Raw genomic sequence first — 15,392 nt, 5'->3', positions numbered from 1 at the left:
AGGGCCGCTGCCGGCCCTGAAAATAGTTACTGCATGGCTGCCCGCACGCGTTCCAGATCTTCCGGCGTATCAACACCCGCGCCCGGAACGGCCTGCGCCACGTCAACATGGATTTTTTCGCCGTACCACAGTACCCGCAGCTGTTCGAGCAGCTCAATCTGCTCCAGCGGGCTGGTCTGCCAGCTGACATAGCGGCGGATAAAGCCGGCACGATAGCCGTAAATGCCGATATGGCGCAGAAAATGATCGCCAATCGCCTGCTGCGAGACGGCAAACCGCTCGCGGTCCCACGGAATGGTCGCGCGCGAAAAATAGAGCGCGTTGCCCTGCGCATCCCTGACCACCTTCACGGCGTTAGGGTTAAACGCTTCTTCCGCTGACTCGATTGGTACCGCCAGCGTCGCCATACCTACGCTGCTTTTCGCCAGATTATCCGCTACCTGCCGAATGATGACCGGCGGGATCATCGGCTCATCGCCCTGCACGTTGACGATCACCGTCTCGTCAGGGAAACGGTATTTCTCAATCACCTCGGCCAGCCTTTCCGTGCCGGACTGATGATCGGCTCGCGTCATGCAAACTTCGCCGCCCGCTGCTTCTACAGCACGCGCGACGTCATTATTATCCGTAGCGACAATCACGCGCTCGGCTCCTGATTCACGCGCGCGTTCCATAACATGCACGATCATCGGCTTGCCGTGGATATCGACCAGCGGTTTTCCGGGCAGCCTGGTGGAAGCGTAGCGCGCCGGAATAATAGCGACGAAACTCATGGATGCGTCTCTTCCAGCGTCAGCGAGCGCGCTTCCGTTTCAAGCAGAACGGGGATGCCGTCGCGCACCGGATAAGCCAGCCCGTCAGGCTTGCAGATAAGTTCCTGACGATCTTTATTGTAATACAGCTTACCGTGACAAACCGGGCAAGCAACGATTTCAAGCAAACGATGATCCATGGTGTCTCCCTGGTGGATCCGATCAGACAGAACGTTAGAATATCATAGCTCGCGGTTGAGCGGTTAACCTCCCCGTCGGCTTAAAGCGCCCATTCTTTTGGCCAGATCGCGGCCAGTTCCGCAGGCAGGTTTAGCAGATGTACTTTTTGCGCGCCCTGCCAGCGGGCAAAACGGCTGATGGCCTGCTGAAGATCGGTCAGCAGCCCGGCGGTGATCCTCACGCCCGGCTCCAGCCACAGTTGCCTGATCAGCAAAACTTTTTCTTTGCGCTGCATTTTGGCATCCAGCCGCCCTTTTAGCGCGCCGCGATGCAGTATCGGCAAAACAAAGTAGCCATACTGCCGCTTCGCTTCCGGCGTATAGCACTCCAGACGATAGGCGAAGTTAAACAGTTCCAGCGCCCGCTTGCGATCCCACACCACCGGATCGAAAGGCGACAGCAGCGCAGTATGCGTGGCCTGGCTTTTTTGCTCCAGCATCGGCAGCTGTGAGTGATGGAGATAGCACTGCCCTAACGTTTCGACCTCCACCGGCACTACCGTGCCCGCCTCAATCCACTCTGCCAGCTGCTCTTTTACCGGCGCACGCTTCAGCCGATAGTAATCTGCCAGCCACTCGGCCCGGAAAAGCCCCAGACTTTGCGCGCTGTTGTACAACATTTGCCTGACCGCCTCTTTCTCTTCCAGCGCGTGCAGCGCATCATCCCATTCCGGCAGCACCCGCTGACGAAGGTCATAAACCCGCTGGAAATTACGCCGTTCGACCACCATCAATTCCCCGGCGGTAAATAAGTTTTCCAGATGGCGCTTGTGCGGTTTCCACGCCCACCAGCCGGACTGCTGGCCCGGCGGCGCGGCGAAGTCGGCCGATCTTACCGGCCCGTGATCTTTGATATGCGCCAGCAGCTGCGCGACCTCCTGCTGCCGCGTCGCGGCCCACTCCCCGTTATATTTCCAGCCCATAGCCTGCGGCGAAAGCATACGGTGGCGCAGCAGCGGATAATCCTCAGCAGGAATAAAACAGGCCTCATGCGCCCAGTATTCAAACAGCCTGCCGGTAGCCAACGCCTCTTCCAGCCACGCGGACGGATAGTCGCCAAGTCGGCTGAACAGCACCAGATAAGGGCTGCGGGCGACTACATGGATAGTGTCGATTTGCAGCAGAGACATTTGCCGCACGCAATTAAGCAGATCGGTAAATCGTGCTTTGCGCTGCGACGGACGAAGCAGCCCCTGAGCGGCAAGATGAATATGGCGGGCCTGAATTAGTGAGAGAGAAATCGACATAATGCACCTGTATTCACATAGTGCATTCAGTTTAGCGAGTTATTTTTGCGTAAGGGCAATAATGCGGTTCAGCAGCGCGTCAGCCCGATCCGTCGGCAGCGCCGCGTCCACCGGCAGATACCACCAGTTAGCCGCGGCAAAGCGGCTGGCTTTAACCGCATCCTTCTCCGTCATCAGCAGCGCCTGGTGTGCAGTCGCCAGCGGGGCCAGCTGCGCCTCGCTGTAGGCCTGGTGATCGGCGAAAGAGACTTCCTTAATCGGGATAACGCCCAGCTGACGCAGCGTGGCAAAAAAACGCGGCGGATGACCGATACCTGCCATAGCGACCACGTCGCCAAGCGATGCCGCAGGGCGGGTTTCGCCGGTTTGCAGATTGACAGCAAGGCCGGGCGTCAGGCGCATCGCTGTTTCATCAGCCAGCGCCGCGCCGCCGTTAGTAATGACCGCGTCCACCGTTTGCAGGCGTGATGCCCGCTCGCGCATTGGACCGGCCGGCAGCCACCAGCCGTTGCCAAATCGACGCTGACCATCAATAACGACTATTTCAAAATCTCTGGCCAGCGCGTAATGCTGCAGGCCGTCGTCGGTGATAATAATATCCACCTCGCCCTGCGCCAGCAGCGCCTGCACGGCGTCTTTACGGCGGGGTGAAACGGCCACCGCCGCGCCGGTGCGGCGATAGATCAGTATCGGTTCATCACCCGCCTCGCTAGTGGTCGTATTGCCATCAAGCACCAGCGGATAAGCTTCCGCTTTACCGCCGTAGCCTCTGGATACCACGCCGGGGCGCAGACCACGCTGCTGCAGTGCCTGCACCAGCCAAATCACCACCGGCGTTTTGCCGTTGCCGCCAGCCGTCAGATTCCCGACCACGACCACGGGCACCGGCGCGCGCCAGGCCTTTCGCCAGCCCTGACGATAGCTAAAGCGGATCAGGCTGGTGATCAGCCCGTACAGCCAGCTGAACGGCAGCAGCAGCCGCCAGAGGCCGGACCGACCGCTCCAGAGGCGCTCAATCATTGACCAAACTGCATTTTATGAAGCTGAGCATAGGCACCCTGGCGCGCTAACAGCTCGGTATGGCTGCCGCGCTCCACGATATGGCCATCCTCAACCACAACGATTTCATCTGCCTTTTCAATAGTGGAGAGGCGATGCGCAATAACCAGCGAGGTACGGTTTTTTTGCAGCTCATCCAGCGCTGACTGAATAGCGCGCTCCGACTCGGTATCCAGCGCGGAAGTAGCCTCATCCAGGATCAGGATCGGACAGTCACGCAGCAGCGCGCGGGCAATGGCAATACGCTGGCGCTGGCCGCCGGAAAGCAGCACGCCATTTTCACCGATGACCGTATCCAGGCCGTTATCCATTTTACTGATAAAGTCCATAGCGTGCGCCATCGTTGCCGCTTTTTCGATATCTTCCCGGCTGTACTGCTCGTTGCGGGCGTAGGCGATATTATTGGCTACCGTGTCGTTAAACAGATGCACGTTTTGCGAGACTAAAGCGACCTGATTTCGCAGCGAGCTGAGCGTATATTCACGCAGATCGTGACCATCCATCAGAATTTCGCCCTGCTGGATATCGTAAAAACGCGTCATCAGGCTGGCAATCGTGGATTTACCCGATCCAGACCGTCCCACCAGCGCAACGGTTTTGCCCTCCGGGATCGCCAGGTTGATATTATGCAGCGCAGGCGTTTCGCGTCCCGGATAGGTAAAGGTCACATTGCGGAACTCCACATCGCCGCGAGCGCGCTCAATCACGCGCGTGCCCGTATCAACTTCCTGCTCGCTGTCGAGAATGGAGAAAAGCGTCTGGCAGGCGGCCATGCCGCGCTGGAACTGGGCGTTAACGTTCGTCAGCGATTTCAGCGGGCGCATCAAACCAAACATAGAGGTAAAGACGACGGTAATCGTGCCCGGTGTCAGCGTTGCCATTACGCTTGGGAAGCTGGCAGCATACAGAACAAAAGCCAGCGCCAGCGAAGCGATAAGCTGAATAATAGGATCGGACACGGAAGAAGCGGAAACCAGTTTCATCCCCTGCTGACGCATCCGATTGCTGACGCGGTCAAAACGCTGGGTTTCGATTTGCTGTCCGCCAAAGATCAGCACTTCTTTATGCCCTTTCAGCATCTGTTCTGCGCTGGTGGTCACCTGGCCCATGGTGTTTTGCATGCTTTTGCTGATATTACGAAAGCGTTTTGACACCATACGGATTGCAAAGGAGACGACCGGCGCCAGCAGGATCAGGATTAGCGACAGCTGCCAGCTGTAGTAAAACATCATAATAAACAGGCCGATAATGGATGCGCCTTCGCGCACTACCGTTACCAGCGCGCTGGAAGACGATGAGGCGACCTGTTCGGAATCATAAGTAATGCGCGACAGCAACGTGCCGGTAGATTGCTGATCGAAGAAAGCGACCGGCATCCCCATCATATGGCTGAAAAGACGCCGACGCATCGACATCACCACATTCCCCGATACCCAGGAGATGCAGTAGCTTGAGATATAGCTTGATATGCCGCGTACCAGCATCAGGCCGATAACGGCGAGGGGCATCCAGACCAGTACGGAGGAGTCCGCTTTACCAAAACCATCGTCCAGCAGCGGCTTAAGTAAGGACATCATCAGCACGTCGCCCGCTGCGTTAATAATAAGAGCAACGGAGGAGACGGCCAGCCCCGGTTTAAAGGGTTTGATCATCGGCCAGAGGCGTCGAAAGGTCTGCCAGGTGGAGAGATCTTTGTCCTGATGCATGTGTTAACCAGCTTCCAATTGAAATAGCCGCTCATTCTAACTGGAATAACGTGTTACGCCAAACCACTGATGGTACCAACGGGGCATTATTTGCGCTCTTAAGCTTAAAACACGCCAGTTATCCTTAGAAAATTCTACGCTGATTTGCCCTGCCACAGCCGTGTCGTACCAGCTGTAATTGTTCTTCAGATAGCGGGTAATTATCCTTTCCGCCGGTAGCTTCCAGGCGCTATAGCGGGCAGCGGAAGCCAGCGCGGCCTGGCCAGCCACCCTTCGCAGCAGGGGCGGCGAAGACGACGTTCCACTACCGTGATGCGGCACCTGTAATAGATCCGCCCGTAACGCTTCGCCATAGCGCCTGACAAGCTGTAGCTCTGCGGGCGTCTCAATATCCCCGGTCAGCAAAACCCGCCATTTACCATCCGTCACCATTACGACGCAGGACTGATTATTACCGTGCTCTTTCTGCGGTCGCTCCGGCCAGAGAACCTGAAAATTTAACGTCTGCCAGCGCCAGTTTTGGCCCTGATAGCAGGGTAAATGTCCCGATACGCCCAAATCGCTGTGGATTTTCGCTGCGGGAAACGCCTTGTGCAGGCTTTCCAGGCCGCCGATATGGTCGAGATGGCCGTGGCTTAAGATAATGTGTTGTAGGCTTATGCCCTGCCAGCGAAGCCAGGGAATAATCTGGCTTGAGGCCGCGTCGCCCCCTGCCCATCTGTTGCCGGTATCATACACAACCGCATTTCCCCGCTGCGAAATTACTACGGCCAGTCCATGACCGATATCCAGCATATCCATACGCCACTCTGGCTGCCTGACGTGCAGCCGCCAGCACAGCAGCGCCAGACATAAGCTGGCCAGCGTAAAAGGGGAACTTCGCCACCAGTGAAAGCGCCAGGCAAAGAGCAGCAGCAGGCACACGGGACTGAGCCATAATGCCTGCTGGCTGACGGTAAGCCAGCCGTCGGGCAGCTGCCGTAAGGGATAAAAAACCAGCGCCAATGAGCGATCCGCCGCCCACCAGAGCAGCTGGCTTAGCGATGCGACAGGCAGCGATAAAACGGCGCCAAGGATCAGCGGTACCGTAAGCAACGTGACCAGCGGCACTGCCCACAGGTTAGCCAGCAGCGCGCTGACGCTCACGCCGTGAAAAATAAAGATCTGTAGCGGCATCAATAATAAAAACAGCCCGGTCTGTAAGTGCAGCAGCTGTAACGGCAGCCAGCGTTTTTTCCCGATAAAGCGTCCGGAAAGCGGAAACCATTGATACCAGAGAAGTAACCCGGCGACGGCAACAGCTGACAACCATAAGCTGTCCGACAAAATGCTTAAGGGATCGAAAAACAAAATAGCACCGATACACAGCCGCCAAACCTGCCAGCCGCTACAGTTACGCCCCTTCAGGCGCAGCAGGCTCCAGCTAAGCAGCGCCACTATCGCCCGCAGCGCCGGAGGGCTTCCGCCGGAAAGCCAGCAGTAAATCAGCGCCAGCGCGATGCCGCTAAACAGGGGAAAACGATACTCTATCCAGCTGGCGCGGAAGCAAGGCTGGAAAATTCGCGCTATCAGCCAGCCTACGCTCGCAGCCAGGCCTATATGCATGCCTGAAATCGCCATCAAATGCGCCGTCCCGGTCTCCCTCAGCAACGCTTTTGTCTCGCTGCTTAGTTCGCTACGTTCACCAAACGTCAACGCCAGGATAACGCTATGCCAGGGCAAGGCGGCGAAATAGTCACGACTTTTCTGCATGACTTTTTCACGCCAGCCACAGCGGCTGTCGACAATCTGCCATGTCAGCGCCCTGCCCGTCAGCGGCGTGCTGACAGCCAGCGCGAAACGTTGCGCATCGAAGCCGCCCTCGTTAAGGCGCGCATGCACGGGCCGCAGCCTGAGCTTCATACGCCAATGCTGGCCCGGACAAAACGTTTGGGTACCCGGTATAGCGATCAGGGCGTAAACAGGTGGAAAAAGACGTTTCTCCGCCACGCTTTCAATGCGTATTTTGACGCGTTGCGACTGCGGCTGTAGCTGTTCAATGCCCACTACGGCTTCAACAGGAGCCGCTGAGAGAAAGGCGGTTTGTTGTAGAAGCGTTTTTGCCGGGATAACGGCCCAGATAAAAAGCAGCAGAACCAGGGCACTTTCTCTTAACCAGCGCTGTCGGGTTATCAACAGGAGCGCAATCAGCCCCAGCAAAAGCTGGATGGCGGCTGTATCAGGCAGCGCCCGCAACCAACAAAGCGGCAGCGCTGCGATAATCATCCACAGCGAGAGTCGGCTAAGGCTACAGGACATAATGCTACCTCCGTTACGCATGACGGAAGTCTGACGGGGTTTCATTACGGGCGCAGCCAGCATTTCTCAGTCTTCAGAAACGTAGCGCAACATTTTTATCAGGTTGCAGAAAGCAATACAGGGTTTGCGAGGAGGCTCTGGTTAATCCACTATCGGACTGGATCCAGCTATGCTGCAGGCAAAAAAAAACGACACCGAAGTGTCGTTTTATTGCGTGGTAATGCGAAACCTTAGCCGTAGATATTCGCGCGATCGCGTAATTCCTTGCCCGGTTTGAAGTGCGGAACGTATTTACCTTCCAGCTCAACCTTGTCACCCGTTTTAGGGTTACGACCGGTACGGGGAGCGCGATAGTGCAAAGAAAAACTGCCGAAGCCCCGGATTTCGATGCGTTCGCCCTGGGCCAGCGTAGTGGCCATGTGCTCAAGCATCTCTTTTACCGCATCCTCAACGACTTTCGCCGGAATATGAGAGTGCTGGCCAGCAAGTCTTTCAATCAGTTCTGACTTGGTCATAAATCCTCCGGTTAATCCCTGTTGGAAAAAGCTTTGGCAATCACGGCTGGTTCAGGGCAGCTTAAGCCGCCCTGATGCAAACGCAATTACTCGCCTTTAGCTGCTTTAAATGCTTCAGCCATAGCGTTAGAGAAGTTGCCTTCTTCCTGTTTGGTGTTAACAGTATTGATAGCTTCTTTCTCGTCAGCCTGGTCTTTAGCACGAACAGACAGGCTCACTACGCGGTTTTTGCGATCCACGCCAGTGAACTTAGCTTCAACGTCGTCGCCAACGTTCAGAACCAGCGTAGCGTCTTCTACACGGTCGATTGAAGCTTCAGAAGCGCGCAGGTAACCCTCAACGCCGTCTGCCAGTTCAACTGTAGCACCTTTAGCGTCAACTGCAGTTACTTTACCGTTAACAATGGCACCTTTCTTGTTCAGAGAGATGTAGTTGTTGAACGGATCTTCTGCCAGCTGCTTAACGCCCAGGGAGATACGCTCGCGCTCTGCGTCAACCTGCAGAACCACAGCAGCGATTTCGTCGCCTTTCTTGTATTCACGAACTGCTTCTTCTCCGGTAGCGTTCCAGGAGATGTCAGACAGGTGAACCAGGCCGTCGATGCCGCCGTCCAGGCCGATGAAGATACCGAAGTCAGTGATTGACTTGATTTTACCTTCAACGCGGTCGCCCTTGTTGTGGGTTTCTGCGAACTGCTGCCATGGGTTAGATTTGCACTGCTTCAGACCCAGGGAGATACGACGACGTTCTTCGTCGATGTCCAGAACCATAACTTCAACAACATCGCCCACGTTAACAACTTTAGACGGATGAATGTTTTTGTTGGTCCAGTCCATTTCTGAAACGTGCACCAGGCCTTCAACGCCTTCTTCGATTTCAACGAAGCAGCCGTAGTCGGTCAGGTTGGTTACACGACCAGTCAGGCGGGTGCCTTCCGGGTAACGCTTAGCGATTGCGACCCATGGATCTTCGCCCAGCTGTTTCAGACCCAGAGAAACACGGGTACGTTCGCGGTCGAACTTCAGCACTTTAACAGTGATTTCGTCGCCAACGTTGACAATTTCGCTTGGGTGCTTAACGCGTTTCCAGGCCATGTCAGTGATGTGCAGCAGGCCGTCAACGCCGCCCAGATCAACGAATGCACCGTAGTCAGTGAGGTTCTTAACGATACCTTTAACTTCCATGCCTTCCTGCAGGTTTTCCAGCAGCTGATCGCGCTCTGCGCTGTTTTCGGATTCGATAACCGCACGACGTGAAACCACCACGTTGTTACGTTTCTGATCCAGCTTGATTACTTTGAATTCAAGCTCTTTGCCTTCCAGGTGCAGCGTGTCGCGTACTGGACGAACATCAACCAGGGAACCTGGCAGGAACGCACGAATACCGTTCAGCTCAACTGTGAAGCCACCTTTCACTTTGCCGTTGATAACACCGGTAACAGTTTCAGCATCTTCGTAAGCTTTTTCCAGCGTGATCCAGGCTTCATGACGCTTAGCTTTCTCACGGGACAGCAGGGTTTCACCGAAGCCGTCTTCCACTGCGTCCAGAGCAACGTCAACTTCGTCGCCTACCTGGATTTCCAGTTCGCCGGCTGCGTTCTTGAACTGCTCTGCAGGAATTGCAGATTCAGATTTCAGACCCGCATCAACCAGAACTACGTCTTTGTCGATAGAGACAACAACGCCACGAACGATGGAACCCGGGCGGGTTTCGATTGTTTTTAAGGATTCTTCAAATAGTTGAGCAAAAGATTCAGTCATATTGATAATCTTCAGGATTCTTCAATTTAACGTCCACCTGACATCCTGCCGGGTGGGGTTGTTTCACATGCCCTGTGATATCCATATCAAAGGGTTAAAAAAATCGGTTCTGCGATGCTACTGCGGCAGAGAAAGTTTTTCGCGCGCATAATTCAGAGCAGTTTCAATCACCTGCTCGATTGACATGCTGGTTGAATCCAGCACTAACGCGTCTTCTGCCGGTCTTAACGGTGCGATAGCACGGTTGCGATCGCGATCGTCACGCTCTTTTATCTCAGATAAAAGGCGTTCAAAGTTAACACTAAAGCCCTTCTCCTGCAACTGTAGCATACGGCGATGCGCACGCTCTTCAGGGCTGGCATCCAGAAAAATCTTTACCTGGGCGTCCGGAAAAACCACCGTACCCATATCTCTTCCGTCCGCAATAAGGCCTGGCGCTTCCCGGAATCCCCGCTGACGGCGCAGCAGCGCTTCACGTACGCGCGGGAAAGCGGCGACTTTCGAAGCCGTATTGCTGACATCCTGAGTGCGAATTTCGCTTGAGACGTTTTCGCCCTCAAGGATGACTTCCATCTCGCCATCGCTGGGCACAAAGCGAACATCCAGATGCGCCGCGATAGGGACCAGCGCCTCTTCAGAAGTCATGTCTACCTGATGGTGTAACGCGGCCAGCGCCAGCACGCGATAAATAGCGCCTGAATCCAACAGATGCCAGTTTAATGCCTCAGCCATTGCCTTGCACAAGGTCCCTTTACCGGCTCCGCCTGGACCATCAATGGTGATCACCTGGGCTATAGGCGTCATGTCGTTCTCCTGTTGGTGGAATGCCTGCTTAACCTGCTCAGGCAAATAACGCCGCATATTATACGCTGCTCTACTGACGATCGTTACCCCTTAAGCGTAGACGGGCTGAAATTAATCGAGAGCCGCAAAAGGATTTCCCAGGAAACCAATGCCAGGAGCGTGAAGCAGATCGCAACCCGCTGCACAGCTATGCAGCGGGGGCGTTCGTTATGCCGGCTGGCTGAGACGTGCAAACTGCTCGAAATAATCCGGGAAGGTCTTGGCCGTGCATTTCGGATCGAGAATGGTCACTGGCGTAGCAGACAAGGCCACCAGCGAGAAGCACATCGCCATACGGTGATCGTTGTAGGTGCCGATTTCAGCATACTGAATAGTTTCAGGCGGCGTGATGCGAATATAGTCATGCCCTTCTTCGACTTCAGCACCAACTTTACGCAGCTCGGTCGCCATTGCCGCAAGACGATCGGTTTCTTTCACGCGCCAGTTGTAGATATTACGCATTACCGTAGTGCCTTTGGCAAACAGCGCCGCCGTGGCGATAGTCATCGCCGCGTCCGGAATATGGTTCATATCCAGATCGATAGCGTTCAGTTCGCCGCGCGTGCAGGCGATATAGTCGTCGCCCCATTCAATAACCGCGCCCATTTTTTCCAGCACGTCGGCAAAATGAATGTCGCCCTGCATACTTTTTCGACCGATACCGGTGACTTTAACCGTACCGCCTTTGACTGCGGCCGCTGCGAGGAAATAGGAGGCGGAAGAGGCATCGCCTTCCACCAGATAATCGCCTGGCGAGGTATAGTTCTGGTTGCCCCTGATACGAAATACAGCGTAATTATCGTTTTCTACCGTGACGCCAAAGGTCTGCATCAGGTTCAGGGTAATATCGATATAAGGTTTTGAAACCAGCTCGCCCTTAATGGCAATGGTCGTGTTTTGTGGAGCCAGCGGCGCGGTCATCAGTAGTGCGGTCAGGAACTGGCTGGAGACGCTACCGTCGACGGCCACTTCGCCCCCGCTGAAGCCGCCTTTGATATGCAGCGGCGGATAATCCGTCTGTTCAAGATAGTCGATCTGCGCGCCGCCCTGGCGCAACGCATCGACCAGATGACCAATCGGACGTTCTTTCATCCGCGGCTCTCCGGTCAGCACAATATCGTTAGAACCCAGGCAAAGCGCGGCGGCCAGCGGGCGCATCGCCGTCCCGGCATTGCCTAAAAAAAGCTCCAGCGGCTGCGTCGACTGCAGAGGGCCGCCCTGACCAGTCACTTCACACTCTGTGCGGTCTTCAGAAAGCGTAAAGCTTACGCCCAGCGCTTTTAGCGCGTTCAGCATATGACGCACGTCATCACTGTCCAGAAGGTTGGTCAGACGAGTAGTGCCTTTTGCCAGCGCAGCGAGCAGCAAAGCGCGATTTGAGACGCTTTTGGAACCAGGTAGGTTAACGGTACCTTCTACACGCGCGACGGGTTGTAAAGTCAGGGATTCCTGCATGTGAGACTTCTTCTCCAGATAAAATGCAACAAAACCCCGCACCGGGCGAGGTTTTACTATCAAAACCGTACCGGCTAATTAACCGTGACGACGTTCAAAATCAGTCATAAATTCGGTTAGCGCTTTAACGCCTGCCAGCGGCATAGCATTGTAAATTGAAGCGCGCATTCCGCCTACGGCACGATGACCTTTTAACGCATGCAGGCCAGCCGCGAATGATTCTTCGAGGAAAACCTTATCCAACGCTGCATCAGCCAGCTGGAAAGGCACATTCATGCGCGAGCGGTTAGCGTGAGCCACATCGTTACGGTAAAAATCACTGTTATCAATGATACCGTAAAGCAGATCGGCTTTAGCCTGATTCCGCTTGTCCATTTCCGCTACGCCGCCCTGTTCTTTCAGCCATTTAAAGACCAGGCCGGAAAGATACCATGCAAAAGTCGGCGGCGTGTTAAACATGGAGTCGTTTTCGTTTAATACCGTGTAATCCAGGATTGACGGCAGCGCTTTCTGGGCTTTGCCCAGCAGATCTTCACGTACGACCACCAGCGTCAGGCCAGCCGGCCCAATGTTCTTCTGCGCACCGGCATAAAGGACGCCATAGCGGTTAATATCCAACGGACGGGAAAGAATAGTGGAAGAGAGATCGGCCACAGCAATCTTATCGCCGAAGTCCGGCTCTTCATTAATAGCAACACCGTCAATGGTTTCATTTGGACAATAGTGAACATAGGCTGCTTCATCTGAAAGCGCCCACTGGCTCATAGGCGTAATAGCGCGCAGCCCGTCAACGGTTGTTTTCACGTCAATGACGTTAGGCGTACAGTATTTTTCCGCCTCTTTAATCGCGCTGTGCGCCCAGTAGCCGCCGTCGGCATAGTCTGCCGTACTCTGGCTGCCCAACAGGTTCATCGGAACGGCAGCAAACTGCGCGCGCGCGCCGCCGTGGCAGAATAATACTTTGTAATTTGAAGGGATTTTCAGCAGATCGCGAAAATCTTTTTCCGCTTCCACGGCCACCTGCGTAAACTCCTTGCTGCGGTGGCTGATCTCCATCACGGAAGTTCCTGAACCCTGCCAGTTGCAGAGTTCCTGTTCGGCACGACGTAGCACTTCTACCGGCAGCATTGCTGGACCGGAGCTAAAATTGAAAACCTGGCTCATTTCCCCTCACCACTTTCAGATCAATCGATTTCGAGTCTGCTACCGGTTTTATCATTGCCACCCTGGCGCTGCAATGTTTAATCGGGTCAGCCGACCAGTTATGCGGCCTGCGCCGCAACAGCTTGTAGCGTGAAATATAGTGACCACGATATTTTGTGAGGCGTCTTCCGGTTAGCTTTTTTTATGGCCGATCTGCGCAGGCAAAAATGCCACAATAGCCGGGTAAAACAGTTCGTCGGATAGCGAATGGCCGGGAAACCCCGTATCATGGCGCGTTTTCGGCACAACCCAAAAACGAGTGGGCACTATGACGCAAACTTATATTCCAGGCAAAGACGCCGCACTGGAAGATTCCATCGCACGCTTTCAGCAAAAATTACAGGATTTTGGCTTCCATATTGAAGAGGCCTCCTGGCTGAATCCGGTTCCTCATGTATGGTCGGTCCATATTCGCGACCGCGACTGCCCGCTCTGCTTCACCAACGGTAAAGGCGCCAGCAAAAAAGCGGCGCTGGCTTCGGCATTGGGTGAATATTTTGAGCGTCTGTCGACCAACTATTTCTTTGCTGATTTTTGGTTAGGTAACGCGATCGCCAACGGCGATTTCGTGCATTATCCTGACGAAAAATGGTTTCCGCTGCCGGATGACGACAGCCTGCCGGAAGGCATTCTCGATGCGCGACTGAAGGCGTTTTACGATCCTGAGCAGGCGCTTAGCGCCAGCGATTTGATCGATCTGCAGTCCGGCAATGCCGCACGCGGCATCTGCGGCCTGCCGTTTACGCGTCAGTCCGATGGGCAAACGGTTTATATTCCGATGAATATCATCGGTAACCTCTACGTCTCTAACGGCATGTCGGCAGGCAACACGGCCAACGAAGCGCGCGTTCAGGGCCTTTCTGAAGTCTTCGAGCGCTATATCAAAAACCGCATTATCGCCGAATCTATCAGTCTGCCGTCCATCCCGCAGGAGGTGCTTAACCGCTATCCGGGCGTAGTGGAGTCCATTGCTAAACTGGAAGCCGAAGGCTTCCCAATCTTCGCTTACGACGCTTCACTGGGCGGCAACTATCCGGTTATTTGCGTGGTGCTCTTCAATCCGCAAAACGGTACCTGTTTTGCTTCATTCGGCGCGCATCCTGATTTTGGCGTGGCGCTGGAGCGTACCGTGACAGAACTGCTGCAGGGACGCGGGCTGAAAGATTTGGATGTCTTTACGCCGCCAACCTTTGATGATGAAGAAGTCGCCGAGCACGCTAATCTGGAAACGCACTTTATCGATTCCAGCGGTCTGATCTCCTGGGATATGTTCAAGGACGAGGCGGACTATCCTTTTGTCGACTGGAGCTTCGCAGGCACCACGCAGGAAGAATTCGCCACGCTGATGGCCATCTTTAAAGCGGAAGATAAAGAAGTCTATATTGCTGACTATCAGCATCTGGACGTGTATGCCTGCCGTATCATTGTGCCAGGCATGTCAGATATCTATCCTGCGGAAGATTTGCTGCTGGCTAATAACAGCATGGGCGCTTACCTGCGCGATACGCTGTTATCACTGCCCGACAGCCAGTGGGAAAAAGAGGATTACCTGGCGCTGATTGAACGCCTGGACGAAGACGGCCATGACGACTTTACCCGCGTACGCGAGCTGCTGGGCCTGGCAACAGGCAAAGACAACGGCTGGTACACGCTGCGTATCGGCGAGCTGAAAGCGATGCTGGCCCTGGCAGGCGGCGATATCGATCAGGCGCTGATCTGGACGGAATGGACTATGGAGTTTAATGCCTCCCTGTTTTCACCCGCCCGCGCCAACTACTATCGCTGTCTGCAAACGCTGCTGCTGTTGAGCCTTGAGGATGAACGCGATCCTGTGCAATATCATACTGCTTTCGTACGTATGTATGGACAGGAAGCCGTAGACGCGGCATCTGCCGCCATTAGCGGTGAAGCGCCTTTCTACGGGTTGCAGAGCGTGGATGAAGAGCTGCTGGCCTTCCCGGCTCATCAGTCGCTGCTGGCTGCCTATGAAAAGCTGCAGCAGGCGAAACGCCGTTACTGGAAATAATATTTTTGGCCCGCTCGACAAAAGCGGGCCTTTTATCAGGGCCAGTTTTAACGCTAATTAATCCATTAATTTTTCTTAAGGTTAATAAAAAGTAGTTTATTTATTTCCAGGTATTAAAAAATTTATTTATTCGGGATCTATTTTATTGCAGTTGTTAACCAGAAAAGCAGATGCTATTTAAAAAATAATAGATAAATTAAAATAAATTTTAACTAATAAAATCAATAAATTAATTCACCTGACACGCCTGTTTTTTAACTCGTTCCGACAATGTCCGGCGTCAATATGA

General features: G+C 54.4%; 12 protein-coding genes. 1 reads left to right on the top strand and 11 read right to left on the bottom strand.

The window, feature by feature from the left end; all coding sequences use genetic code 11:
• Window positions 1–26: 26 nt before the first annotated feature.
• From kdsB to serC, 11 genes are all read right to left on the bottom strand, one after another.
• Window positions 27–773 carry a 3-deoxy-manno-octulosonate cytidylyltransferase gene (gene kdsB / locus ACVWZ0_RS08235; RefSeq protein WP_253454703.1) on the bottom strand — a complete coding sequence of 249 codons (747 nt, stop codon included), beginning with the start codon at window positions 771–773 and terminating at the stop codon, window positions 27–29.
• Complete coding sequence (locus ACVWZ0_RS08230) at window positions 770–952, bottom strand: Trm112 family protein (protein WP_125288718.1); 183 nt, start codon at window positions 950–952, stop codon at window positions 770–772. Before ACVWZ0_RS08230 ends, kdsB begins: the two co-directional genes overlap by 4 nt.
• 80 nt (window positions 953–1,032) lie before the next feature.
• On the bottom strand, window positions 1,033–2,238 hold the full coding sequence (locus tag ACVWZ0_RS08225) for a winged helix-turn-helix domain-containing protein (protein WP_253454705.1): 1,206 nt from the start codon (window positions 2,236–2,238) through the stop codon (window positions 1,033–1,035).
• A 39-nt stretch (window positions 2,239–2,277) separates the two neighbouring features.
• Window positions 2,278–3,258 carry a tetraacyldisaccharide 4'-kinase gene (gene lpxK / locus ACVWZ0_RS08220; RefSeq protein WP_253454707.1) on the bottom strand — a complete coding sequence of 327 codons (981 nt, stop codon included), beginning with the start codon at window positions 3,256–3,258 and terminating at the stop codon, window positions 2,278–2,280.
• Window positions 3,255–5,003: a lipid A ABC transporter ATP-binding protein/permease MsbA gene (msbA, locus tag ACVWZ0_RS08215; protein WP_253454708.1), complete on the bottom strand. Its 1,749-nt coding sequence runs from the start codon at window positions 5,001–5,003 to the stop codon at window positions 3,255–3,257. The genes lpxK and msbA overlap by 4 nt, the downstream gene beginning before the upstream one ends.
• 36 nt (window positions 5,004–5,039) lie before the next feature.
• On the bottom strand, window positions 5,040–7,301 hold the full coding sequence (locus tag ACVWZ0_RS08210; protein WP_253454710.1) for a ComEC family protein: 2,262 nt from the start codon (window positions 7,299–7,301) through the stop codon (window positions 5,040–5,042).
• Window positions 7,302–7,531: 230 nt separating this feature from the next.
• On the bottom strand, window positions 7,532–7,816 hold the full coding sequence (gene ihfB / locus ACVWZ0_RS08205; protein ID WP_013201528.1) for an integration host factor subunit beta: 285 nt from the start codon (window positions 7,814–7,816) through the stop codon (window positions 7,532–7,534).
• 86 nt (window positions 7,817–7,902) lie between these two features.
• Window positions 7,903–9,576: a 30S ribosomal protein S1 gene (gene rpsA, locus ACVWZ0_RS08200; protein ID WP_125288723.1), complete on the bottom strand. Its 1,674-nt coding sequence runs from the start codon at window positions 9,574–9,576 to the stop codon at window positions 7,903–7,905.
• A gap of 117 nt (window positions 9,577–9,693) precedes the next feature.
• Window positions 9,694–10,380, bottom strand: coding sequence for a (d)CMP kinase (cmk, locus tag ACVWZ0_RS08195; RefSeq protein WP_125288724.1), 687 nt, complete (start codon window positions 10,378–10,380; stop codon window positions 9,694–9,696).
• Window positions 10,381–10,587: 207 nt separating this feature from the next.
• Window positions 10,588–11,874 carry a 3-phosphoshikimate 1-carboxyvinyltransferase gene (gene aroA / locus ACVWZ0_RS08190; RefSeq protein ID WP_253454711.1) on the bottom strand — a complete coding sequence of 429 codons (1,287 nt, stop codon included), beginning with the start codon at window positions 11,872–11,874 and terminating at the stop codon, window positions 10,588–10,590.
• A gap of 78 nt (window positions 11,875–11,952) precedes the next feature.
• Entirely contained in the window at window positions 11,953–13,038 is a 1,086-nt protein-coding gene (gene serC, locus ACVWZ0_RS08185) for a 3-phosphoserine/phosphohydroxythreonine transaminase (RefSeq protein ID WP_253454712.1), read from the bottom strand.
• Window positions 13,039–13,345: 307 nt separating this feature from the next.
• Here serC and ycaO point away from each other — a divergent pair, with 307 nt between their 5' ends.
• Window positions 13,346–15,103 (top strand): 30S ribosomal protein S12 methylthiotransferase accessory factor YcaO, encoded by a 1,758-nt coding sequence (ycaO, locus tag ACVWZ0_RS08180; RefSeq protein WP_253454713.1) that lies wholly within the window; start codon window positions 13,346–13,348, stop codon window positions 15,101–15,103.
• Window positions 15,104–15,392 lie beyond the last annotated feature (289 nt).

It is taken from the genome of Erwinia sp. TECH1 (assembly GCF_054057575.1).
Note: the sequence above shows the minus strand (reverse complement) of the source record. Positions and strands in the feature narration are given on the sequence as shown.

What these genes read in the sequence shown, in the direction of transcription:
- kdsB (WP_253454703.1), bottom strand. Translation starts at nt 773, where the DNA reads ATGAGTTTCGTCGCTATTATTCCGGCGCGCTACGCTTCCACCAGGCTG.
- ACVWZ0_RS08230 (WP_125288718.1), bottom strand. Translation starts at nt 952, where the DNA reads ATGGATCATCGTTTGCTTGAAATCGTTGCTTGCCCGGTTTGTCACGGT.
- ACVWZ0_RS08225 (WP_253454705.1), bottom strand. Translation starts at nt 2,238, where the DNA reads ATGTCGATTTCTCTCTCACTAATTCAGGCCCGCCATATTCATCTTGCC.
- lpxK (WP_253454707.1), bottom strand. Translation starts at nt 3,258, where the DNA reads ATGATTGAGCGCCTCTGGAGCGGTCGGTCCGGCCTCTGGCGGCTGCTG.
- msbA (WP_253454708.1), bottom strand. Translation starts at nt 5,003, where the DNA reads ATGCATCAGGACAAAGATCTCTCCACCTGGCAGACCTTTCGACGCCTC.
- ACVWZ0_RS08210 (WP_253454710.1), bottom strand. Translation starts at nt 7,301, where the DNA reads ATGTCCTGTAGCCTTAGCCGACTCTCGCTGTGGATGATTATCGCAGCG.
- ihfB (WP_013201528.1), bottom strand. Translation starts at nt 7,816, where the DNA reads ATGACCAAGTCAGAACTGATTGAAAGACTTGCTGGCCAGCACTCTCAT.
- rpsA (WP_125288723.1), bottom strand. Translation starts at nt 9,576, where the DNA reads ATGACTGAATCTTTTGCTCAACTATTTGAAGAATCCTTAAAAACAATC.
- cmk (WP_125288724.1), bottom strand. Translation starts at nt 10,380, where the DNA reads ATGACGCCTATAGCCCAGGTGATCACCATTGATGGTCCAGGCGGAGCC.
- aroA (WP_253454711.1), bottom strand. Translation starts at nt 11,874, where the DNA reads ATGCAGGAATCCCTGACTTTACAACCCGTCGCGCGTGTAGAAGGTACC.
- serC (WP_253454712.1), bottom strand. Translation starts at nt 13,038, where the DNA reads ATGAGCCAGGTTTTCAATTTTAGCTCCGGTCCAGCAATGCTGCCGGTA.
- ycaO (WP_253454713.1), top strand. Translation starts at nt 13,346, where the DNA reads ATGACGCAAACTTATATTCCAGGCAAAGACGCCGCACTGGAAGATTCC.